This window comes from Paenibacillus sp. cl6col, assembly GCF_900102125.1.
In the GTDB taxonomy this organism is placed as follows: Bacteria; Bacillota; Bacilli; order Paenibacillales; family Paenibacillaceae; genus Paenibacillus_B; species Paenibacillus_B suaedae.
In genome coordinates this window covers 108,500-130,717 of the sequence record NZ_FNAZ01000002.1, presented here as the reverse complement: position 1 = coordinate 130,717, position 22,218 = coordinate 108,500, and the positions used below count along the sequence as shown (strand labels likewise).

Below are 22,218 nucleotides of genomic sequence, written 5' to 3'. Positions count from 1 at the left end.
ATGGATTCATAATCATCTATTATACAGGATGTCTGGCGCTTATTGGGAAGTTATTTGCTCTGATGCCTCAGCTGGTATACGTATGGATACAGATGTGCCAATGCCAAGTCCGCTCACAATCGTTACTCCATACTCTGCACCGTAGTGCAGTTTAATACGTTGATCTACATTACGAATTCCATAGCCTGTATTCACATGGTCTCTTCCATCAAAAATATCATGGATTCGCTGAGCGGTCATACCTACCCCATCATCGATGATCCGGAACAGCAGGTCATCCCCATCCTTCTTTGCTACAATTCGAATGAAGATTCGATCTCCACACCAAGCATGTTCCAATACATTTTCAATAAATGGCTGTACAATCAGCTTTACCGTACGATATGGCCATACAGATGGGTCAATATCGAACATAACATTAATCCGATCGCCGTATTTAATTTTCTGAATATCTACGTAAGCCTGTGCCTGCTCCAACTCATTATGTACCGGTATCATCAGCTTGCCGTTGTTAAGCGCAAGTCGGTAGAACTTAGCCAGCCCTAATACCATCTGCTGCAGCTTCTCATTCTCCCCGAACTTTGCTAGCCGATTAATGGAGGACAACGTGTTATACAGGAAATGCGGATTGATTTGCGACTGCAGCATCTCCAATTCCGCTTCCTTCTTCTGCAGCTGCGTCAAATATACTTCCTTAATTAGCGCCTCAACATTTTCGCCCATATTATTCAATGCGGTAGCAATTTGAGAAAATTCGTCTTTGCCCCGATAGGAAATTCGTTTGTGCAGATCGCCTTCCCGAAAAGCATTGAGCACGGACACGAACTTCGTAATCCGAATCGAGAAATATCTTGATATGAACACTCCTGCGAATGACAACACAATAAAGCAAATCAAGCAAATAAAAATAACAAACAACCGAACCTTCATCGAATCTTCCTGTATGATGGAGAGAGGCACATGAGCAACCAGCTTCCAAGATTGCTTCCCTACCGTCTCTTGGATCGTCAAATAGTTGCTCTGCGTATCCGCTTCATTAGCAGGCAACTTGCCAGACTGATAGATGCTTCTCCCCTGTTCATCCACTAGGTAGATTACGCTGTCATTTCCAATCTTCGAATAATTAATACTATCGAACAGCTCCGAGATCGCAACATTAATGCGCAAAAATCCAACTTCTTGCAGCTTCAGAGGATTATTGGTGTCCACAAGCCGACGCAGCAGGGAAATTCGACTATTCTCCGCATCACGCTCAATTTGGCTCCACTTCATTGTGATGCTGTACTTCTCGGGTGGAAAGCTCTTATACCAATCCTTATCTGTAATTCGATTCAAATGATAAATTTCATACGGCCAGTTATAATCCGTAGGATTCTCTTTCCCAAATGTACTGTGATGGATCTCATTTATGGATTCATTACGAAAAAAAACAGAAATCCACAGCTTCATTCCAGTTGCCGAAGATGCCGCTTCTATCTTAGGAATAACATACTTCGTAATGCGATCATAATTTTCCCAGCCTTCCTCGTAGCTGCGCAAATATCGATACAGCTCATAGTCGCCGTACAATATAGAAGATATGCGAATTATATCCTGCATCTTATATTCAATATTATCGCGAATCTGCAGCAGTGTTCCTTGTATATTGTTCCGTGTATGCTTGCGAATCGATTGATCATACATGGAATGAGAGACAAGTCCTATGACTAATACAGGAACAATGATGAAAACCATATAAGTCAGCATGAGTTTGTAGCCAATCGGCAAATAGCGGAACTTCGATCGCTGTTCGTTCATTGACTTCTCCCCTATCATGTTTCCCGCTTGCGATATTCCATCGGGGTCATGCCGTATGCTTCCTTGAATTGTCTGCTAAAATAGGGAAGGTATCGATAGCCTACCTGATTCGCAATTTCATAAATTTTGATGGAGCTCTCATGGAGCAGCTCGCGTGCCCGCTCCATACGAAGCTGTATAAGGACTTCACTGAACGATTTCCCAGTCTCCTCCCTGAACATGTACCCCAAGTAGTTCGGTGAGAATGAGAATTGATTCGCCACGTCCTTCAGTGTAATGTTCTCGCTCATTTTATCCTTCATCACTTGAATCATTTCTCGAATGAGCCGATTATTCTTGGAGGTAGATTTGCTGCGCAAATATTCAGATATTTCAAATGTCTTCCTGACGAGCCAGGAGCGAATATCGCTCACCGTATCAAATTGCAGAAGAATATCCAAGTTATGCAGCTCCATACCCAATATATCGAACAGATTCTCATCCTTTGTCTTCAATTGCTCATCCAGCTTCCATATGATGAACATCGCGAGATTATGTACGGTAAACTTAGAACGGAGCATGCTCACAGATTCGAACAGCCTCTCTATCTCATCGTAAATACAAACCAGCTCATATTCCATCAAGGCGTGAAATAGTGCCTCCATACGTTGTTCCAATGTACGCGCATCCATCATTTCGGGCTTCAAACTTACCGCTTCGTAGCGGATAAGCCTCCCTTTGCCAATAAACATTTTGCCATCAACCGCTTTGGTTGCCTGTTGGAACGAGAGATAGAGCTGTTCCAATCCGTTTACTGGTTCCCCTACCCCAACTGTCATCGTAACGGAGAACTGAGTCTCAATCACCTTATATAAATCATCAATGAAAGGGTCTAAATACTGATCATGAATCAGCACCATCATCCGATGAGGCGTCAACTTGCAGCAATGTGGCATATGATGCTTCAATCCAACCTCATTGACCGCATACAGGAATTCCTTCATTGTAACCTCATGTGACAAGCTCGTATGTTCTTGCGTCCAGGTCATATAGTCAAGTTCCATAACAGCAACTCGGACAGGCCAATTCAGTTTGTCAAGCCCATAAGAGGCAACTAGCTTCATCATTCCATCCTGCTGCTCACTTCTCCACTGCCCGTCAACCAACCGCAACAGCAAATCATTCTTCGCCATCGGAATCATATGCTGATAGGCTTCCTCCACATCACGACGCTTCCGGTCATCATCAAGATCCTGCTTCACCTTCTCGAGTGCAGCGATAAGCTCATCATCATTCATCGGCTTGAGTACATAACTGTAGGCCTTCAAAGATAATGCCTGTTTCACATAACTGAAATCTTGGTGACCGCTTACAAAAATAATTCGGATATTGGAATTTACCTCAATCGCCCTGCGGGCCAGCTCCAACCCGGACATATTCGGCATATTAACGTCACTGACGATAATATCGATAGGCGTACTATCAATAATATGACAAGCCTCAAAGGCGTTATTTACCGCTGCTGCAACTTCTAACCCAAGCTCTTCCCAAGGAATGAATTGCTTCATACCTTCCAGATCAAGCATCTCGTCATCAACTAACAACACGTTATACATGAATGAGGCCCCCCAAACGATGCAGTCATACAATTCTCATTCCAGCATTTCCCTAAACAAAGTATAACAAGTTCAACTATCATTTGAACAGTCAGATGATTTCAAAATAAAAGATTTGATCAAAAGAACGAAGACCCGCTGGCAGACAGCGAGCCTTCGTTCCGAAGATTATTTACCCATTGCTTTCTTATTCTCCGTCCAAACTTTTGTAACATGGTCAAGGAACTTCTGATAACCGACCTTCATGGAATCATCATGTGCTTTATCCAGAATTTGCAGTGCTTCTTCATCGGATTTCGCGTACATGGATTTTGCTCTAGCTGTCAACCAAATATCTCTAACACTTTGTCTAGCAATCCCCTCTTCACTATCTGGAGTCGGCTCCCAGCCGAGGAACTCCGTGAAGTCACCTTGCGAAGCCCATGTTACTTCCATTTGCCAGCGGTTGCTGAAATCAATCTTATCTGCTGGTACAGTAGACAACATTTGCTTTTTCGTATTATCCATGAACATTGTATTGCCCACCCATACCAAGTCGCCAGCTTTACCATTTATTTCAGAAAGCGTTTTCGGATCATTCATGTATTTATCTTTATTAAATTTCGGTGTCAGACCATCAGCTTCAAATCCATCCCAATAACCATCCGCTCCTGGAGGTCCCCAGTTCAGTACCATACTGCCTTCAGGTCCTGTCATCCAGTCAAGCATCGCGAATATGGCCTCTGGATTTTTCGCGTTTGTCGTAATGGCAGCTACGTTCCATCCAAGTTGGTTATATGTTCCTGGATAGATTTTGCTAGCATCCAGACCTTGTTTTACAATCGGTTTAATAAACATATAGCCGTCTTCCGGATCCTTCTTCTTCAATTCCTCATCTGCTACAGCTAGCATCTTCATCGGATCGAAAGTTGCAATAACAGCAAACTTGCCGTTCATCGCTTTTTCTCTTACTTGATCTTCTGTCTGCGTATTCGCATCTTGCGTCATCAGCTTCTCACGCATCAGCTTCGCCGTATATACTACGGATTCACGGAAGCCTGGATCCTTATAGATGGAGACCATTTTATCACCATCTGGTACAGCGAAGAAACGAGTAAGGGACAAGTTGTTTTCTTTAAAGGAAGAGAAGATTTGGTCAATACCGTGACCGTCTTTTGCCAATCCCGTTTCAAATGGAGTGACTTCTGGGAACTTCTTATGCACAGCTTGCAAGTATGCATACAAGTCGTCAGTCGTTTCCAATTTTGGAGAGCCGAGCTCTTTGTAGATTTTTTTATTGATTGCATAGCCTGCGTTGCCGTTCGGCTGCTGTGTATAATAGTTCGGTACCTGATAGATCTTGCCGTCAGGCGAACGGAGCAATGCTTTGTGATTTTCAGTCAAATACTTCTTGAAATTCGGGTACTTGTCAATATACTCATCCAATGGTACGAGCATACCAGCCTCACGAAGACGTTCTATATCGGCCCCTCTGTCAGTCCAGATAATATCAGGAAGCTCATTGCCCGCAATCATCGTTTGCAGCTTCTGTGCATTGTTGCCACCTGAACTGATTCCATTGACCGTAATTTTCAAGTTGTCCTGTATCCACTTCGAAGCAGGATCCTTACCCCATTTCGGCAGCTGGTACCAACCATAGTTGCCATAGAACGATACTTCAAGTGGTTCCTTGCCCAATTCGTACAGGTCACTCTTCGGAGTTTCACTTGATTCTTTGCCCGTGTCGCCTTGCTTCACAGGTTCATTCTCAGGTGGAGCACTTGTCTTCCCACTGCCGCATCCTACTAACAGAGTGAATACCATAAAAACAGACAACACACTCAGCAGAAGATTTTTTTTGTTCTTCACGGCTTTTTCCCCTTTCAATTTTGTAATCTATGTTTAAAGCAAGGTTGCTCTAAACGCATCCAAATGTCCAGCAGATTAAACAATCGCTACTCTTTCAACGAGCCAATCAATACACCTTTTACAAAGAAACGCTGCAAGAACGGGTACACACATACAATTGGAAGCGTTGCTACCATAATCGTCGCCATCGTCAATGCCTTAGAGGTTATTTTCTTCGCAGCATTGATGTGCACAAGCGCACTCGTATCTACATTGGACAACTGTTCAGATGCGATGTTGGAGAATAGTATCTGTCTTAGTATCGTCTGAATAGGAAGCAGATTCTCGTTCGTAATATAGATACTGGCTACGAACCATTCATTCCAGTGCGCAACCGCTGTGAACAGAGACAAGGTAGCAATAACAGGGCCAGATAACGGGAAGACAATACGGAAGAATGTACCCCAATTACCGCAGCCGTCAATCTTCGCTGACTCTTCCAAGCCTTGCGGCAAACCTTGGAAGAAGGTTCGGAATATAATCATATTCCATACACTAATAAGTGCCGGAATAATGAACACCCAGAAAGAGTTGAACAAACCAAGTCCACGGATGAGCATATAGCTCGGAATGAGACCGCCTCCAAAATACATGGTAACGATACACATAATCATATAATACTTGCGGCCCATAAGCCCTCGCTTCGACATCCCGTATGCAAAAATGGCCGTCGCTAAGATGGATGCTACCGTTCCAATGACCGTTCGCAAGAGGGCAATCACAAACCCATTCATTAATCGCGAATCTTCGAATACAATTTTATAGTTCTCCAATGTAAACTCGCGCGGCCAGAAAGTAATGCCGCCCTTAGACGTATCCAATCCTTCATTAAACGATATGACAAGTGAATTCCAGAATGGATAAAAGGTCGAAAAGGCCAATAAGGTTAACACTACATAGATAAAAACCGTAAAGATGCGATCTCCTATACTATCACGTATCATTATTCAGTCCTCCTAGTTATGGAATGATTCATTACCATAAGCTATTGCCCGTCTTTCTGGCAATGAAGTTCGCAAATGTAAGCAACGTGACGCTGACAACAGCCTTGAACAGGCCGATTGCCGTTGCATAGGAGTACCTGTAATTATCAATACCGACACGAACTACATATACATCAAGCGAGTCTGATACTTCTCTCAAGGCTGGATTCGAAGCGAGAATGAGAATGTCCTCGAAGCCTGCATTGAGCAGGTTGCCGATTGCAAGAATCATAAAGATGATCACAACTGGCATAATGCAAGGCAGTGTAATGAGCGTCATCTGCTTGAATCGACTCGCACCATCTATCGATGCTGCTTCATACAAATGAGGATCGATCCCTGCAATCGCTGCCAAATATACAATAGAGGCAAACCCTATTTCCTTCCATACATTGGTTGCAACGAGAATCGACCAGAAATATTCTGCCAATGACATGAAGTTAATCGGCTCATCGATAATCCTGAGCTTCTCTAACAGCATATTTATGCTGCCATTGTCTACGGACAGTAAGGATGTAACCATGGATCCGATAACTACCCATGATAAAAAGTGAGGCAAGTACGTAACGGTTTGAATGACCCGTTTAAAGGCCATCTTGCGCACTTCATTAAGCATAAGCGCTAACACAATTGGCGCTGGAAACCCGAAGATAAATTTCATAAAACTGATAATAATCGTATTGCGCATAACAGGTACAAATTCTGGCGAATTAAAAAAATCAATAAAGTGCTTTAATCCTACCCACTCATTGCTGAACAGATTGAAGCCTGCCTTAAGCTTATAATCTTGAAAAGCAATAAGAATGCCATACATAGGGATATAAGAAAATATAAAGATTAGAGCAAGTGCGGGCAGCACCATGAGCTGTATGTCTATTTGCATAAAAAATCGTTTTAATGCGCTTTTCTTATGCTTATCCAGGTTCAGGCCCGGTTCTATCTCTGCTCCCGTGGTTGCCTTCGCCATATGAAAATCCCTCCTAGATTCAAAATAACTCTTGCTGAATAAATCTTAACTCCTTCCAGATGTTGTCTTCTTCATTGTAAAAGCAAAGCGCTTTCACGGATATATGACAAACCAACGATTATTGATACTTTGACACGTTCTTTTATAAAAAAAACAATACCTTTCATCTCAACATGACAGAGACTTCCGGTATTGTTTCTTTAATACTCCTATTTAAGCACTATATCTTCCGGCTTGCGAAGCGAACATTTCTGCATAGTTGCCCTGTTTATGAATTAACTCCACATGACTGCCTTCTTCGATGATTTCACCATCATGAAGTACAATAATTCGATCAGCGTGCCGGCAGCTGCTCAATCGATGGGAGATCATAATGGTTGTCTTCCCCTCGCATAATTTCATAAAATGATCATATACCTCCGCTTCAGACTTAGGATCCAAAGCTGCCGTTGGCTCGTCCAATATCATGAATTGTGCCTGCTTCATAAACGCCCGACTTAATGCGATTTTCTGCCATTGTCCTCCAGACAATTCATGTCCGCCTTCGAACATAGCCCCAAGCACCGTATCCATGCCTTGCGGCAGTTTGCGCAGTATTTCCCCTGCCCCGGCATTGTCTGCCGCTTCCATAATCATTGCATCGTCATGAATATGGCCCAACTTTCCCATGGCAATGTTCTCACGTGCAGTTAGCTGGTAATTGACGTAATCTTGGAACACAGCAGACACATTCTCCCGCAGGCTTGCCGTATTTATTGCACGAATTTCTATCCCATCATATGTGATTGAGCCTTCATTCGGGAAATAGAGTCCTAATAAACATTTCACAAGCGTACTCTTGCCTGCCCCATTCTCTCCTACGATTGCAATTTTTTCTCCAGCCGCAACACGGAAAGTAATATTTTTCAATATAGGCTTGGATTGATTCGAATATGAGAAAGTAAGATCGCGCACCTCAATACAATCATGCAGCTGACTTGGAAACATAACTGTGTCCTCTTTACTTTCCTTGTCTTCTTCTGTTTCTATATGTAAATATTGCAATACTTCACTGACAAATAAGGATTCTTCATAAATCCCAGCTATATTGCGTCCCAATCCTGATATGAACCCCTCTATTTGCACCAAAGCCTGCGTCAGTGAAACATAATGGCCTATTGTCAATAACCCCTGATAACCAAACCATACTAATATACCGAAAGTACCTATGTTCAAAAATGATTGTACAGAACCAACTAATAAGGCTCTCCAACTCGCTGTTTTTTCCAATTGATATCGTTCATCTGTTGTTTTCCAAAATAACTCAGTCCATTTTCCTATTATATAATCTGTATGTTGATAGATTCTAAATTCTTTAGCTGCATGCCGGCTATGCAAAAGTTGGAGCAGATAGTGTGTTTTTCTTTGTGTTGGGGTTTGATTAATCATTTGCATGTATTTGCGCTGGCCGAAGTATAAATTGACCCACAAACTAGGAATCAGCATAAGCAGCACAACAAGTGCGAGTATCAAATGAAAGGATAGTAAGACAGACAACATTCCGATTATAGATATGGAGTTCCGCAGCGCGTTCATAAATAATACAAATATCGAAAACCCTCTAATATCCATGCCGAGAGCTGCTCGCTCAAGCTGATCAAAGTACGCGGGACGGTCAAAATAACGAAGCGGAAGCTTAGATGACTTGTGGACTAATAAGTGTTCAAAATAAAACTTTAAGTGCTGCTGCGCACGAAACCCTACAATCTTCTCACCAAATTGAATTAGTTTATCGAGAAGCAGCAGTGTACCCTGAATCCCTAACAGCAGATAGATTGTCAGTAGGGAACTGGAGTGGCTTTCGAATAGTGCGGTTATCTCATCAATGAGTTCCTTTACTAGATAAATTTGAACGACAGGGATTAACGAACTTATTATATTGCACACAACAATAATCATAGTCATTCCAGGAATGACCTTCATCATCGTGGGGATAAACTGAAATAGTACATTGATAACAAGTCTTCTTTTTTCTTTAAAATTACGTTTCCCATCACTTGAAATTTCCATCGTTTATTCTCCTGTTTATACGATCTTTTCAATGCAATGAAAAAGAGAAGAGAGGGAGTCCCTCTCTTCTCCGTATGGCTACTAACAAGTACAATAATAAGTAGTAGTAGAAGAACCTGCGCATACATAAACGCTTTCATAAACAAATTTTTCTTGTGGATAGTGCGCACACTTCGACGAAGTGCATCCGCCTGTCGTGAAGCAACCTGAACTCATATGCATAGCCTCCTTTCAAGATAGTCATATTTATAGTCAAAGGCAGACGCCTTAACTACCTATTGCACTTTAAGCAGCAACTTTCATCTGCCCCTTTTCAACTAGCAAGTTCAACTGCTCTTCAAAATTGATAATGCTCTTGGTTCGTACTTCTGCGGCGGAGGATAAGTAATAGATAAACGGGTAGTATCCTGTCTGAAGTCTGGCCATATCTGAGGGAATGATAGGGACAATGGGCATCGTTAGCTGAAATTGATCAATTATTTTCTCTACGTCAAAATCATTGCCCTGCATCATTAAGATAATTTCTATGTCTGGCCTTAATTGATAGAAGCGTTTAAGGATTGGGTATACGAGTTTGCATTGATCACAACTTACAGAGGTAAAGGCTATGAGGAATCCTGTTTTGGTCATGCTCTTCAAATCAATTGATCCTTGATTAATCGAGTCAAATTGGAGCTGAGGAAACAGTTCACCCGCAGGCACTCCATGATGCTCATGCACCAACACTGGACCTTGATTCGTATTGGCTTGTTGAACATTTCGCTTTTTTCCAATTTGGATAATATAATAGGTTTGCAATGTGACAATAATCCATAGTGCAAAATAAGAAATGTTAAAAACCTGTTCCATTCATGTCCTCCTAACTTAATAGGCTGCGATTATTCCATAACGTATAGACATTAATGAGCCCGATAGTGAAACCAGCAATACTGATCCATTCGATAGCTGCTGTTCCGCTCATGGAAGCAGGACTATGCAGCCAGATGCATAATAGAGAGGCTCCGAAGAATGGAGTGTTTCTTATCATTGTCCCCCAACCAAGTTGCTCTTCTGTCGTTTTCCCGAAGCAATTGCATGTAATCTTTTTCTTGTCCCATAGTGCTTTTCCAGCTACGAAATAGAATGAACAAAATAGGAGAAGCGAACCTACCGCTCCAGCAAAATGAGTTGTATCAAACACTAGTAAAGCTGCAACTAGCAATTCGAACACTATGACACCCCATGCCGTAAAAGAAGGAAAGTTGAGCTGTTGTACGGTTTTTTTAAAATCATGATAACTTACTAGCTTGGCAATTGAAGAGTACACAAGAATTGTACACAGAAAAATAGTCAATGCTGCTTCAAGTCCCATATGTTCCCCCTCTTCATTCAAAAAATAGTACAGCGTCATAGTAAGATGTTTGCTAGATCGCATGAGTCTAGTTCTTTAGTTGCACCACTCTAGTTATATTGAAGTATATGCCTTGCAACGAAATGTTGAAATATGACAAAACAACGATTATTGATACTTTTACATGTTTTTATCATCACGATGCATAAAAATACGAATATGATCCTGAGGTGAATGCGAAAAGTGCCCAAAGCACTGGTTTGCTTTGGGCACTTGCGTTATACAATATTCGAATACTAATTAGGATAAATTAATTTTCCACCTTCAGCTCTTCAACAGGACGAGTACGACAGCTGCCCTGCAGCACACGCTCGCTCACATTGCCGAAAGCATCTATTGCCTGTACCGCGATGGAGTATTCACAATCTGGCTTCAACTCTGGTATCTCAAGACGAAGCTGCTCCGGAACCGGATATTTATAAGATTCGGAAAATGCAGCGTAATGTACAGCCTCTTCTATTTCATTGCGATTCTCAAACGTAACGTTGTAGGCATGTACAAGCTCATTATCGGACGCCTGATCGAAGACGATAACGATAGAATCTGAAGTTGTACACTCCTCTTCTACATGCAATTGTGCGTGATCAGGGAAGCATGGCGCTTCTGTGTCACGATGAATGGTATATGTAAAGGTTGAAGTTGACGCTGGCAGCGACACAATCCAAGCGTCTCCAATCTGACGATCATATTCGAAATCAAGCCTATGAATCGCAACGCGATCCTCATATACCTCGACAAGCAAGCCTTGGCTGAACTTCTCGAACCCTAACGGCAAATTTCCTTGAAGCTTGCCATGTTCCACTTCCATATAGCTAAGCGAAGCCGTTCCAACAGAAGTAAAGTCCTCCTGATGAATACTGCGCGGATCCTGAAGCGGATAGTGGGAGTGCCCGGAGAACGTAATAACCTGCGGATATGGCCGCAATGCCTCCATAAGCGGTTCAATATTGTCCTGAATGCCCCAGTCCTCGCTGCCGTACACGGTGTCCTTCAAGTGCTGATGCAGGAAGACGAATATAGGACGCTCTGCTGAATCGGCTGCAGCCACCTGCAGTTGTTCGCGAAGCCATGCAATCTGATCCAATGAGAAGTACCCTGATGTAACCTTATCCTCTGTCGCCATGACAATGAAATGGTAACCCTTAATGACCTGATGAAAATATAAGGATGGCATCTCCGTTTTTGTAAGAAAGCGAGCCTGCGCTTCTTCAATCGGAAGTCCGTTCCAATAGTCGTGATTGCCGATCGTGATGAGCGGTGTCGCTCCTGGCAGCTTATGCTTGCGGAATACTTCCAAATTGCGATCGTATTCCTCCTCAAGTCCATTGTTTGTTAAATCCCCTACAATAACAAACGCATCCTGATGAGGCGCCCTTGCATTCAACTGCAACATCGCTCGTTCGAACTTGGCGACACTACCTTCACCCGAAGGATCAATATGTATGTCACTGATTACCGGAAAGACGAGTGTAGGCTGCATATGTGTTGACATCGATCGTTCATCTCCCTTGTCCTGTTCATTCTATTCGATCTGCAATGCATGAAGCATGGATTAATTCACCTCTAGTCTATAACCTTTTTCTAGAGATGACCAGAGTAGAATATTTACTTAATTCGTGTTGTGAAATAGTTATGCTTTCTTAACTCGTCAAAAATACCATATTTCGCTATAATAGAGGTCTACATGAAGCAAGATGCCACCATTGTCCACCTTATCGTGAGGATGTGTAAATGCCTTGTTAGCCATTGAACGCCGAAAACGCATCATGCAGCACCTGTTCCAGGACGGCAGAGTTCTCGTCGCAGAGCTTAGCAAGCAGTTTCGAGTGACGGAAGAAACAGTGCGAAGAGACTTGGATCGTATGGAGAAAGAAGGTCTCCTGCTAAGAACACATGGGGGAGCATTTTTAGCAGAGACATCCGTAAGCTCTGACGTCCCTGTATGGGTGCGCGAGGACTGCTATTTGTCTGAGAAGAAGTGGATCGGAACAAAGTGCGCTAGGCTTATCCAACATGGGGATACGATTATGCTTGATTCGAGTACAACTTCACTCCATATCGCCAAAATAATAAAAGCGCGCAAGCAATTGACTGTAATCACAAATTCACTAAATGTCATCATGGAACTATCAGATGCTGAACATATTAAATTAATTTGTACCGGTGGTACTCTTCGCCGCCGATCACTGTCCTATTCTGGACATGCTGCTGCCAACGCCCTCGCCCGATATACTGCCGACAAAGCCTTCCTCTCGTGCTCCGGTATCGATCTTACACACGGCGTAACTGACGCCAATGAAGAAGAAGCTGAAATACGCAAGATTATGCTGCATCATGCGAAGCAGAGTATATTAGTCGCAGATATAACGAAGTGCGAGAAAATAGGGCTTGTCAAAATTGCTGAATTGTCCAGCTTCCATACGCTGGTTACCAATTGTCCGCTGCCATTGCAATGGAGAGAGGGACTGGCGGCACAATCCATTATTCTCGATGATCAGTGCGATCCAAATAAGCAATATGCCGCGACGGCTCGATGCAGCATGAATAGTTAAATGAAAACAAAGATTGATGATTACTCCCTAATTGTAGACCTCATCAATCCGCTTCCTGCTCGTTCTTGAACTTTTCTACCAAAATATCGCGTATCGTAATTGCCGCGGGGGATAATTCATCCCCCTGCGGGCGCCGATCCACTGCTTATTATGATGACAGGCGCCCCTTGGACTTACCTGTTGTTTCCGGTCGGAATTGGAGCCGTTGTCTTAGTACTGGCGGCGTGGACATATCATCGCACACAGGGAAATCAATATCCTAAGCATTGGTTCACCTCATAATGTTGCAAATAAATAATAAGGAGCAGATCGCAACGGCGACCTGCTCCTATCTTTTTTGGACTGCTTGATTACAGTACCTTCTTCAATTTTTTCACATAATTTGCTCGAATGAATAAGAAATAGACAACCTGAATAACGAAGAATGTACCTAATACTAGAATGATTTCTTTTAAAATAGAGATTTGCGAGAACAAATTTTGCAGTGTGTTCAATGCAACGGCACCATGAATGATAGCTACGACAATCGGTACAAAGAACAGCAGTCCGATTTGAGTGGATACAACCTTTGACAGTTCCCCTTCAGTCAGACCCAGCTTCGAGATAGCACGATACTGCACGATATCGGAATCCAAATCCGAGAATAGTCGGAAATAAAGGAAGCTGCCTGCTGCCACGAAGAAAACAATTCCTACGAACAAGCCTGTCAGCAGAATTTGGCCCATACCCTGATTCACTTCCTGCATCGCAAGCGCTCGCGCCTGAAAACGATAGTGGGGATTGGTACTATCAGCATTCAACTGTGTATTCAGCTTCTCAGCAACTGCCTTCGTTCCCTGCCAGTCATCCATCGCAAATACATGCATATCCATATCGGTTTTCGACTTTGGAAGTGCGTTGAAATCTGAATCCGACATCACAAGCACATGATTTCCAGTGATGTATTGGCGGACATCTTTGCTCATGTCCGGTACATCTGTCAATTGAAGCTTGCTTCCACTGCTCAGAGTCAAAGTCTGTCCCTTCGACCAGTCCTTCTTCCCTCTGTTATATCCGAAGTCATCCATCTTGAATTGCATCAATACCGCACTTCCTGCATCTACACGAATCTTATCCTCCGAGATCAGGTTATAATCCGTTACGGAAATTGCATTGAATGAGTATTTATCCTTAAGCTCCGCATCTTTATTATGAATAACGAAGCTGTCATAGTTAACGTTTTCTTCCTTCAACTCTGTCTCAATGTATGCAAGATGTTTTTGCTCCTGCTTATTGTCGGCATAGGAATCATAAGACATCGGCGGCATCGATCCTGCAACGCCCTCAGTCAGCATCGCTTTGAACCCAACAAGCGTGCCGATGGCTGTAAACGCAACGGTTGAAATAATCGCGACAAGGAAAAACATGCGCGCATTATCCTTCATCCGATATGCCAAATCGGACAGTGTCAACATGTTTGTATTCCGGCGATACAACTTCTTGTTCTTCTTCAATTTATGAATGATGTACACACTTAGCTGTGTGAATAAGAAGTATGTACCGATCGACACAAGAATGACGACAGGCAGCAGTGCAAACATAACAAGGGTTCCGCGTACGATAAAAGCTATCGCATAACCGATTAGCAGCAGTATAGCAGCCAAAATAGCCAGCCATACCGACGCCTTCGGTTCCGGTTTTGGCTTCGTCGAAGCTTTCAATAGATCAATAAGTGAGCTTGTTCGCAAGATCGTCGCCGTAAAGAACGAGATTACTAGGAACAACAGCATAAAGGCCACAAATGTAAACCAAAGCGCCTTTGTTGGGAAGTAGAACGATAACGAATGCTCCAAATACAACATGGACGAACCGAGCATAAGCATCCCTTTAGACAAAATCAGCCCTGCTGCTATACCGGTTACAGTCGAAGCAAATCCAATGATCGTATTTTCTAGAAATACGAGACGCTTCAGCTGCATATTGGACATCCCCTGCATGATGCAGACACCGAATTCTTTCTTTCGCGTCTTCAAGAAGACGCTCATCGAATAGAGAATGAAGAAAAACGTAAAGACGTAAATGATATACTGGGCAACCTGCATCCCTGTTTGTGCGCCTTTTCCGAATCCCCCACTCTCCGCCAAATTCAATTCTGGATGGAACGCTAGCATCGAATATACGAAAAAGATCATAACAGAGAAAGCACTGCTTATAAAATAACCGGCATACAGCCGCGCGTTGCGAATAACGTTCTTAAACGCGAACTGACGAAAGTTCATCTTCCGCGCCTCCTATTGCCGACAACACATTCATAATTTCCTGGAAGAACACTTGTCGTTGATCATGCTTATGCAGCTCTTGGTACAGCGAGCCGTCCTTAATGAAGATGACACGGTCACAATAACTTGCAGCAAACGCATCGTGTGTTACCATCATCGTCGTTGTACCGTCTTCCTTATTGATTTTCTCCATCATCTCTAGAACATCCTTGGCTGACTTTGAATCCAAGTTCCCTGTCGGTTCATCCGCAAGCAGCAGCTTCGGATTATGGATCATCGCACGAGCGATTGCCGTCCGCTGGCACTGTCCCCCAGAGATTTCGTACGTGCGCTTGTCCAAAATTTGCTTGATGCCCAGCTTCTCCGCTATCGCTTGCACACGCTGCTCCTGCTCCTTAATGCTCACATTTTCCAATGTTAATGGAAATACGATGTTTTCCTTCACCGTTAAGGTTTGCAGCAGGTTGAAATCCTGAAACACGAAGCCAAGCTGACGGCGGCGGAACAGTGCCAACTTGCGTTTATTTAAGGCGTGCGCATTGCTCCCACCAATCAATACTTCTCCTGATGTGGGCTTATCGATTGTCGATACCACGTTTAAAAATGTCGTTTTCCCGCTTCCGGACGGCCCCATAATCCCAACAAACTCACCTTCGCCAATGGTTAGGTTTAAATTCGATAATGCTTGATAAGAGACTTTACCCTCGTATACTTTGGATACATTTTTAACCTCTAGCATAGTAGAATTACACGCTCCTTGTTGTTTTCGGTACCTTCACTTTACTCCCGATTAGCAAATACAACCATTGTTATTGCTTACATTTTCCTTTCAATATTGTCATGTTCATTCCTCATAGCTGCGATTCAAAAAGAAAGAGAGCAAGCCACGATACGGCTTACTCTCTACATAAGCATTTGTTGTTACAATACTCGCTTCAGCTTTCTTACATAATTCGCTCGGATGAATAAGAAGTACACAACCTGAATGATAAAGAACGATCCTAATACGAGTATGATTTCTTTCAAAATCGATACGTTCGGGAACAAGTTCTGCAACGTATTCAGTGCAACCGCTCCATGAACGATAGCTACAATGATCGGAACAAAGAACAGAAGTCCGATTTGCGTAGTAACTACCTTGGATAATTCCCCTTCTGTCAGTCCCAGCTTCGAAATCGCCCGATACTGGACAAGATCATTATCCAAATCTGAGAACAGACGGAAGTACAGGAAGCTGCCTGCTGATACGAAGAACACGACTCCGACAAATAAGCCTGTCAGCAAGATTTGTCCCATTCCTTGATTGAGTTCTGACATCGATGTCGCTCTGGATTGGAAGCGGAAGTCTTGCTGCTTTTCTTTTTGGAACTGCTTCTCCAGGTCTGCTGACAATGATTTTGTCGCCTGCCAGTTTTCCATGTTGAAGATATAATTTGTCTCGTCGAACTTCGTAAGCGGGATTGCCTTAAAGTCCTCATCTGACACTACCAGCACTTCGCCGCCCGATACATATTGTCTCACATCGTCGGTCATCTCAACTGAGTCAACAAGCTTCAACTTACCTGTCTTCTTCAATGTCAAGGACTGCCCCTTCGACCAATTCGAAGCTGTGCTCCTATTGCCAAAATCATTGCTTTTCGTTTCCAGCATGAATCCTTCACCCTGACGGAGCTGAATGCGCTCTTTGGCGAATGAATTGTATTCCGTTGCCCCCATCACCTTCATAATCGATCCATCTTTGAATTCTGCTGTTTTACTATGAATGATGTAGGCATCGTACTTGATGTTTTCCTTCTTAAGTGCTGACTCAATCAAATCTACATGTTTCTGCTCTTGCTTATTGTTCATTGTATTCGATTCATACGACATAGGCGGCATCAAATCTGCCACACTATTTGTCAGCATTGCCTTGAAGCCAACGAGTGTACCAATAGCCGTAAAAGCTACAGTAGAAATAATGGCGACGAGGAAGAACATCCGTGCATTGTCCTTCATCCGATAGGCCAAGTCTGACAAGGTCAGCATATTTGTGTTTCTGCGGTACAGCTTCTGCTTCTTTTTCAGCCTATTAATAATGAACACGCTTAGCTGTGTGAATAAGAAATAAGTGCCTACCGAGACAAGAACGACTACAGGCAGCATGGCGAATAGGACCTGTTCCCCGCGGACTACGAACGCAGTTCCGTAGCCGCCTAAGATGCACAGTGCTGCAAATATCGCGAGCCCCGCATTAGCCTTGGGCTCTGGCTTCGGCTTCGTTGAAGCTTTTAGCAGATCGATCAAGGAACTTGTACGTAATATGGTAGCCGTAAATAATGAAATCGCAATAAACAGTGCCATGAAGGCTGCGAACGTGAACCACAACGCTGTCGTTGGGAAATAGAATGACAATGGGGCATCCAAATACAACAAGGATGAGCCTAGCATGAGCATTCCCTTTGACATTACTAACCCGGTCACTATCCCTGCAACCGTTGAAGCAAATCCGATAATGATATTTTCTACAAATACAAGGCGCTTCAACTGCATGTCAGACATCCCTTGCATAATACACACACCGAATTCTTTCTTACGTGTCTTCAAGAAGACGCTCATGGAATACAGGATGAAGAAGAAGGAGAACACATAAATAATGTACTGAGCTACCTCCATCCCCGCCTGTGCACCCTTGCCGTACTTGCCGCTGCCAGCCATATTCAGCTCTGGATGAAAAGCCAGCATCGAATAGACAAAGAAAATCATTACGGAGAAGGCGCAGCTAATGAAATATCCAGCGTACAGCCGCTTGTTCCGAAATACGTTCTTAAACGCGAACTGACGAAAGTTCATCTTCCGCTCCCCCCAATGCTGACAAGACATTCATAATTTCTTGGAAGAATACTTGCCGCTCATCATGCTTGTGCAGCTCTTGGTACAGCGAACCGTCCTTGATGAAGATGACGCGGTCACAGTAACTTGCAGCAAATGCATCATGGGTAACCATCATCGTCGTGGTGCCGTCTTCCTTGTTGATCTTCTCCATCATTTCAAGCACGTCCTTGGCTGACTTGGAATCCAGATTACCAGTCGGCTCGTCTGCAAGCAGCAGCTTCGGCTGATGGATGATTGCCCGCGCAATCGCAGTACGTTGACATTGACCACCCGAAATTTCATAGGTGCGCTTGTCCAGAATATGTCCGATTCCAAGCTTGTCCGCAATCACTCTTACACGCTGTTCCTGTTCCTTAATGCTGACATTCTCCAGCGTCAATGGGAAAATAATATTTTCCTTCACGGTCAAGGTCTGCAGCAAATTGAAATCCTGAAACACAAAGCCAAGCTCTCTGCGCCGGAACAAAGCTAGTTTACGCTTACTAAGAGCGTGTGCATTGCTGCCGCCAATCAATACTTCTCCTGATGATGGCTTATCGATCGTGGACACCACGTTCAAGAAAGTAGTCTTACCACTTCCAGATGGCCCCATGATGCCGACGAATTCGCCCTTGCCTATCGATAAATTCAAATCGGAAAGTGCTTTGTAAGACACTTTGCCTCCATATATTTTGGATACATTTCTGACTTCCAACATAGATGCTAATTACACTCCTTCGCTTACCTGTTCTGTAACACATACTTTACTGGGTATGAAGAAATGTAACCATTGTTATGCCTTACAATTTCCTTTCATTTTTGTCATGTAATCCATTTTGACAGATCACTACTCCTATCAAAATAAAAAAGGATCCTCGCATGACCGCATGCAAAGAATCCTTTTTATCGACAACATCGACAACCAGCTTACTGTCTACTAATGATGATCTCCTTTTCTCCGACTGAACGCAAACCCTCCAAAACCGCCGACAATCGCAAGATAGAATCCGAGATCATACCACCAGCCTGTATTATTGATCTCATATACACGGATTCCATCCTTGAAAAGCCCAAAAATCAGCGAGATCGGCGCAATCCAGCCATGCCAGATCCCCCAGAAGAAACCTGCTGGTGATTGATCCGTGTACGAACCATCTCCAGGCATACAGCCGCTCAGCAGAATCGTCATGGCGATAAACACTACACATAAGAGAATAAATCGCTTGGAATGCTTCATTAAAATGTCATCCCTCCTATATTGAAATACGCTACTGTTCAGATGATACATTAACAGCGATGTCCCCTTGACCATTTCTCAAAATTGGCGCATACATCATAATCGCATCGTTCTCAGCTATAGGCTCGTCTTCGCAGCACTCACCTGTCTCATTATATATGGCTTGGTGCAGTACATTATGACGAACATAGCCACCCCATGGCTCTTGCCGAATCCAGTGCTCCTTTTCTATACTTTATAGTGTAAGTTTGAAGGAACTGCACATCTCCATTCACCATTAAATACTTATCATCAAGAAATAGCTGCGTATCAATGGAATTTCATTGCTTTTTCAGAGTCAATATGATATATTAATTCTTCTCTTTCCATATTTTGATGTGTTTCAACAAAGAAGTAGGAGAGATCACACAATCCTTTCTTAGGAGGTAACTGAAGGTGAGCGACACGTTTCAAAGTGCCTTTCAAGAAGAGCAGCACCGTCTGAAAGACACGCTCGACATCATCGAGCAGCAATACGACAAAGTTCATAATGTAGCCCCTTATACTGGGCACGACTTTACGCTGCAAGTATTAGAGGACAACCGCAAGCAGCAGGAAGAACGCTTGGCTCAAGCCCGTAAGGAGCCTTATTTCGGAAGAATCGATTTCGAAGAAAACGGCAAGGATGAAGCACTCAAGCTGTATGTCGGCAAACGAGGCGTTCATCGCAGTGCAGAAATCGAGAATGAAGCATACCCGCTAGTGATTGACTGGAGAGCCCCGATTGCGAGCTTATTCTATTCCTTCTCTGGAGGTACAGCTCCGGTATCTTATGATTCATTAGACGGCCCTATCGAGGGCATCGTGCATCTCAAGCGCAACCTGGCGATACGCGGACAACAATTGCAAAGAGTCGTCGATACCTACAATCGCTCCGAAGGCGAAAGCCATGTTACAGACGAATTTCTCGTCTACCGGCTAGGAGAGAACAAGGACAATCGACTGCGCGATATCGTATCTACGATTCAAGCGGAGCAGGATCGCATCATTCGCGCTCCGAAGAACACTGCCTTGTTCATACAAGGGGTCGCTGGTAGCGGTAAAACGACCGTTGCTCTGCACCGCCTTGCTTATTTGCTTTATCAATATCAGGAGCAGATTCGTGCCGAGAAGATGATGATTTTTGCGCCCAACCGCATGTTCCTGAACTATATATCCGATGTCTTGCCTGAACTGGGTGTCGGCAACATCCAGCAGCAGACGTTCCCTGAATGGGCTTTGGCGGTAATGGATATGCAGCTATCCGTAACACTCGCATCTCCGATGGAGCAAGTCGAGAAATGGTACGGTTCCTTGGATTCGCGTCCAGTTCTTGACGATCACGTTTCGGGACGATTCAAAGGCTCCCTCTCCTTGCTGTCTCATATGGATCAGCTTATGAAGAAGTACGAGCAGAACGCGGTGCCAAGCGGCGACTTCTATCCTTGGGACGGAACCGTTCTCCCGTATGCAACCATATACAGCTGGTTCCATGAGGAGTATCGCTCCTACGAGCCGGCCAAGCGCAAGGAGCGCGTTATGGCCCGCATTCATCGCTGGATTCAGATGGAACTAAAGCGAGAACACTCCAAGACAGTTCTTAAGGATAAGAAGAAGCTATCAACGCAGCGTCTCAAAGCCTATATGAAGAAATGGCCTGTCCTCGATACATGGGAAATGTATCGCTCCCTGTTCGAACCGAAGAAACAGGGCGACACGGATAGCGATAGCAGTATCGTCATTCCAGAGCCCGTGCGCAAAGAAACCTTAGCGTATTTGAAGAAAAAAGTGGTTCGTCACGAGGATCTGGCAGCACTGCTCTATTTGCATTCCCGTTTGCACGGGATTTCATCTGAGTACCGATACGATCATATTGTCATCGATGAGGCGCAAGACTTCTCGCCTTTACAAATTGCAGTACTCGACCACTTTGCCAAAAACCACTCCTTCACCATCTTAGGCGACCTCTCACAGGGGATTCATGCGTATGCCGGTATTCACGACTGGTCAGAGATGCGAGAACTGTTCAAAGCGGATGCAACGGATTACTTCGCCTTAACACGCAGTTATCGTTCAACGATGGAAATCATCCGATTCGCGAACGTCATCCTAGATCGAGGTGTAGGAACAGACATGTTGGCCGTTCCGGTATTCCGCAGCGGTCAGAAGGTTCGTATTGTCAGCAGCAAGACGAACGAGAGGGCAGAGCAGCTGAAGCAGATTATCTCTGATTTCCAAGACAATGGACATAATACGATTGCTTTATTGACTCGAACAGCGGATGAAGCCAGAGAATTGCACGCAGCACTTCAGGCAAATATCGAAGGAGAACTGAAGCACAGCATCCACCTGATTGATGGCAACGAGCAGCAATACGAAGGCGGAATATCCGTTCTTCCGGTATACTTGTCCAAAGGCTTGGAATTCGATGCGGTTCTTGTTCTTGACGTCGATGAGCATCGATATCCATGCAGCTTGCTTGATGCGAAGCTGTTGTATGTCGGCTGTACTCGTGCGCTGCACGAGCTGTGGATTGTTCACGAACCTGCGAATCAGCTATCGCCGCTCGTGTGCACAGATGACGAAGATACGGTCGAATTGATGTCTTAACCGATTTGATCTCTGAACCTAATAA

At 43.9% G+C, this 22,218-nt stretch carries 17 protein-coding genes; 3 read left to right on the top strand and 14 right to left on the bottom strand.

All coding sequences use genetic code 11. The features are described 5' to 3' along the window. Positions 1 to 39: 39 nt before the first annotated feature. The 9 genes from BLS15_RS04690 to BLS15_RS04650 all read right to left on the bottom strand — a co-directional run bounded on the left by BLS15_RS04690 (position 40) and on the right by BLS15_RS04650 (position 12,160). Positions 40 to 1,797, bottom strand: a complete 1,758-nt coding sequence (locus BLS15_RS04690) for a sensor histidine kinase (protein WP_028533154.1) — start codon at positions 1,795 to 1,797, stop codon at positions 40 to 42. Positions 1,798 to 1,811: 14 nt separating this feature from the next. After that, the gene (locus tag BLS15_RS04685) at positions 1,812 to 3,392 is read right to left on the bottom strand and encodes a response regulator (RefSeq protein WP_028533155.1); all 1,581 of its coding nucleotides are present in this window, start codon (positions 3,390 to 3,392) and stop codon (positions 1,812 to 1,814) included. Between the two features lie 168 nt (positions 3,393 to 3,560). Then, on the bottom strand, positions 3,561 to 5,240 hold the full coding sequence (locus tag BLS15_RS04680; protein ID WP_090510305.1) for an extracellular solute-binding protein: 1,680 nt from the start codon (positions 5,238 to 5,240) through the stop codon (positions 3,561 to 3,563). A gap of 86 nt (positions 5,241 to 5,326) precedes the next feature. Continuing rightward, complete coding sequence (locus BLS15_RS04675; protein WP_028533157.1) at positions 5,327 to 6,223, bottom strand: carbohydrate ABC transporter permease; 897 nt, start codon at positions 6,221 to 6,223, stop codon at positions 5,327 to 5,329. A gap of 31 nt (positions 6,224 to 6,254) precedes the next feature. Further along, positions 6,255 to 7,229, bottom strand: a complete 975-nt coding sequence (locus tag BLS15_RS04670; RefSeq protein WP_028533158.1) for an ABC transporter permease — start codon at positions 7,227 to 7,229, stop codon at positions 6,255 to 6,257. A gap of 213 nt (positions 7,230 to 7,442) precedes the next feature. Further along, positions 7,443 to 9,278: an ABC transporter ATP-binding protein gene (locus BLS15_RS04665; protein ID WP_090510300.1), complete on the bottom strand. Its 1,836-nt coding sequence runs from the start codon at positions 9,276 to 9,278 to the stop codon at positions 7,443 to 7,445. 285 nt (positions 9,279 to 9,563) lie between these two features. After that, positions 9,564 to 10,127, bottom strand: coding sequence for a hypothetical protein (locus BLS15_RS04660; protein ID WP_028533160.1), 564 nt, complete (start codon positions 10,125 to 10,127; stop codon positions 9,564 to 9,566). Positions 10,128 to 10,137: 10 nt separating this feature from the next. Continuing rightward, positions 10,138 to 10,629 carry a MauE/DoxX family redox-associated membrane protein gene (locus BLS15_RS04655; protein WP_175460718.1) on the bottom strand — a complete coding sequence of 164 codons (492 nt, stop codon included), beginning with the start codon at positions 10,627 to 10,629 and terminating at the stop codon, positions 10,138 to 10,140. A 289-nt stretch (positions 10,630 to 10,918) separates the two neighbouring features. Further along, the gene (locus BLS15_RS04650; RefSeq protein ID WP_028533162.1) at positions 10,919 to 12,160 is read right to left on the bottom strand and encodes a metallophosphoesterase; all 1,242 of its coding nucleotides are present in this window, start codon (positions 12,158 to 12,160) and stop codon (positions 10,919 to 10,921) included. A 244-nt stretch (positions 12,161 to 12,404) separates the two neighbouring features. Here BLS15_RS04650 and BLS15_RS04645 point away from each other — a divergent pair, with 244 nt between their 5' ends. Together BLS15_RS04645 and BLS15_RS04640 are read left to right on the top strand one after the other, a co-directional pair. Continuing rightward, complete coding sequence (locus BLS15_RS04645) at positions 12,405 to 13,220, top strand: DeoR/GlpR family DNA-binding transcription regulator (RefSeq protein WP_021253081.1); 816 nt, start codon at positions 12,405 to 12,407, stop codon at positions 13,218 to 13,220. A 99-nt stretch (positions 13,221 to 13,319) separates the two neighbouring features. Continuing rightward, entirely contained in the window at positions 13,320 to 13,502 is a 183-nt protein-coding gene (locus BLS15_RS04640; protein ID WP_268623256.1) for an HPP family protein, read from the top strand. Between the two features lie 68 nt (positions 13,503 to 13,570). On the opposite strand, the gene BLS15_RS04635 is transcribed toward BLS15_RS04640, so the two are convergent. The 5 genes from BLS15_RS04635 to BLS15_RS04615 all read right to left on the bottom strand — a co-directional run bounded on the left by BLS15_RS04635 (position 13,571) and on the right by BLS15_RS04615 (position 19,565). After that, positions 13,571 to 15,478 carry an ABC transporter permease gene (locus tag BLS15_RS04635; RefSeq protein ID WP_090510293.1) on the bottom strand — a complete coding sequence of 636 codons (1,908 nt, stop codon included), beginning with the start codon at positions 15,476 to 15,478 and terminating at the stop codon, positions 13,571 to 13,573. Further along, entirely contained in the window at positions 15,453 to 16,217 is a 765-nt protein-coding gene (locus tag BLS15_RS04630; RefSeq protein ID WP_021253084.1) for an ABC transporter ATP-binding protein, read from the bottom strand. Before BLS15_RS04630 ends, BLS15_RS04635 begins: the two co-directional genes overlap by 26 nt. 182 nt (positions 16,218 to 16,399) lie before the next feature. Then, the gene (locus tag BLS15_RS04625; protein WP_028533164.1) at positions 16,400 to 18,307 is read right to left on the bottom strand and encodes an ABC transporter permease; all 1,908 of its coding nucleotides are present in this window, start codon (positions 18,305 to 18,307) and stop codon (positions 16,400 to 16,402) included. Then, a complete protein-coding gene (locus BLS15_RS04620) occupies positions 18,282 to 19,046 on the bottom strand; it encodes an ABC transporter ATP-binding protein (protein WP_090510285.1) in 765 nt (254 codons plus the stop codon). The genes BLS15_RS04625 and BLS15_RS04620 overlap by 26 nt, the downstream gene beginning before the upstream one ends. A 219-nt stretch (positions 19,047 to 19,265) precedes the next feature. Then, the gene (locus BLS15_RS04615; RefSeq protein ID WP_021253091.1) at positions 19,266 to 19,565 is read right to left on the bottom strand and encodes a hypothetical protein; all 300 of its coding nucleotides are present in this window, start codon (positions 19,563 to 19,565) and stop codon (positions 19,266 to 19,268) included. Positions 19,566 to 20,000: 435 nt separating this feature from the next. Here BLS15_RS04615 and BLS15_RS04610 point away from each other — a divergent pair, with 435 nt between their 5' ends. Continuing rightward, positions 20,001 to 22,193 carry a HelD family protein gene (locus tag BLS15_RS04610; RefSeq protein WP_090510281.1) on the top strand — a complete coding sequence of 731 codons (2,193 nt, stop codon included), beginning with the start codon at positions 20,001 to 20,003 and terminating at the stop codon, positions 22,191 to 22,193. The last annotated feature ends 25 nt before the right edge of the window (positions 22,194 to 22,218 follow it).

Coding starts and splice junctions, on each gene's coding strand:
- BLS15_RS04690 (WP_028533154.1), bottom strand. CDS start 1,797: ATGAACGAACAGCGATCGAAGTTCCGCTATTTGCCGATTGGCTACAAA.
- BLS15_RS04685 (WP_028533155.1), bottom strand. CDS start 3,392: ATGTATAACGTGTTGTTAGTTGATGACGAGATGCTTGATCTGGAAGGT.
- BLS15_RS04675 (WP_028533157.1), bottom strand. CDS start 6,223: ATGATACGTGATAGTATAGGAGATCGCATCTTTACGGTTTTTATCTAT.
- BLS15_RS04670 (WP_028533158.1), bottom strand. CDS start 7,229: ATGGCGAAGGCAACCACGGGAGCAGAGATAGAACCGGGCCTGAACCTG.
- BLS15_RS04665 (WP_090510300.1), bottom strand. CDS start 9,278: ATGGAAATTTCAAGTGATGGGAAACGTAATTTTAAAGAAAAAAGAAGA.
- BLS15_RS04660 (WP_028533160.1), bottom strand. CDS start 10,127: ATGGAACAGGTTTTTAACATTTCTTATTTTGCACTATGGATTATTGTC.
- BLS15_RS04655 (WP_175460718.1), bottom strand. CDS start 10,629: ATGGGACTTGAAGCAGCATTGACTATTTTTCTGTGTACAATTCTTGTG.
- BLS15_RS04650 (WP_028533162.1), bottom strand. CDS start 12,160: ATGTCAACACATATGCAGCCTACACTCGTCTTTCCGGTAATCAGTGAC.
- BLS15_RS04635 (WP_090510293.1), bottom strand. CDS start 15,478: ATGAACTTTCGTCAGTTCGCGTTTAAGAACGTTATTCGCAACGCGCGG.
- BLS15_RS04630 (WP_021253084.1), bottom strand. CDS start 16,217: ATGCTAGAGGTTAAAAATGTATCCAAAGTATACGAGGGTAAAGTCTCT.
- BLS15_RS04625 (WP_028533164.1), bottom strand. CDS start 18,307: ATGAACTTTCGTCAGTTCGCGTTTAAGAACGTATTTCGGAACAAGCGG.
- BLS15_RS04620 (WP_090510285.1), bottom strand. CDS start 19,046: ATGTTGGAAGTCAGAAATGTATCCAAAATATATGGAGGCAAAGTGTCT.
- BLS15_RS04615 (WP_021253091.1), bottom strand. CDS start 19,565: ATGAAGCATTCCAAGCGATTTATTCTCTTATGTGTAGTGTTTATCGCC.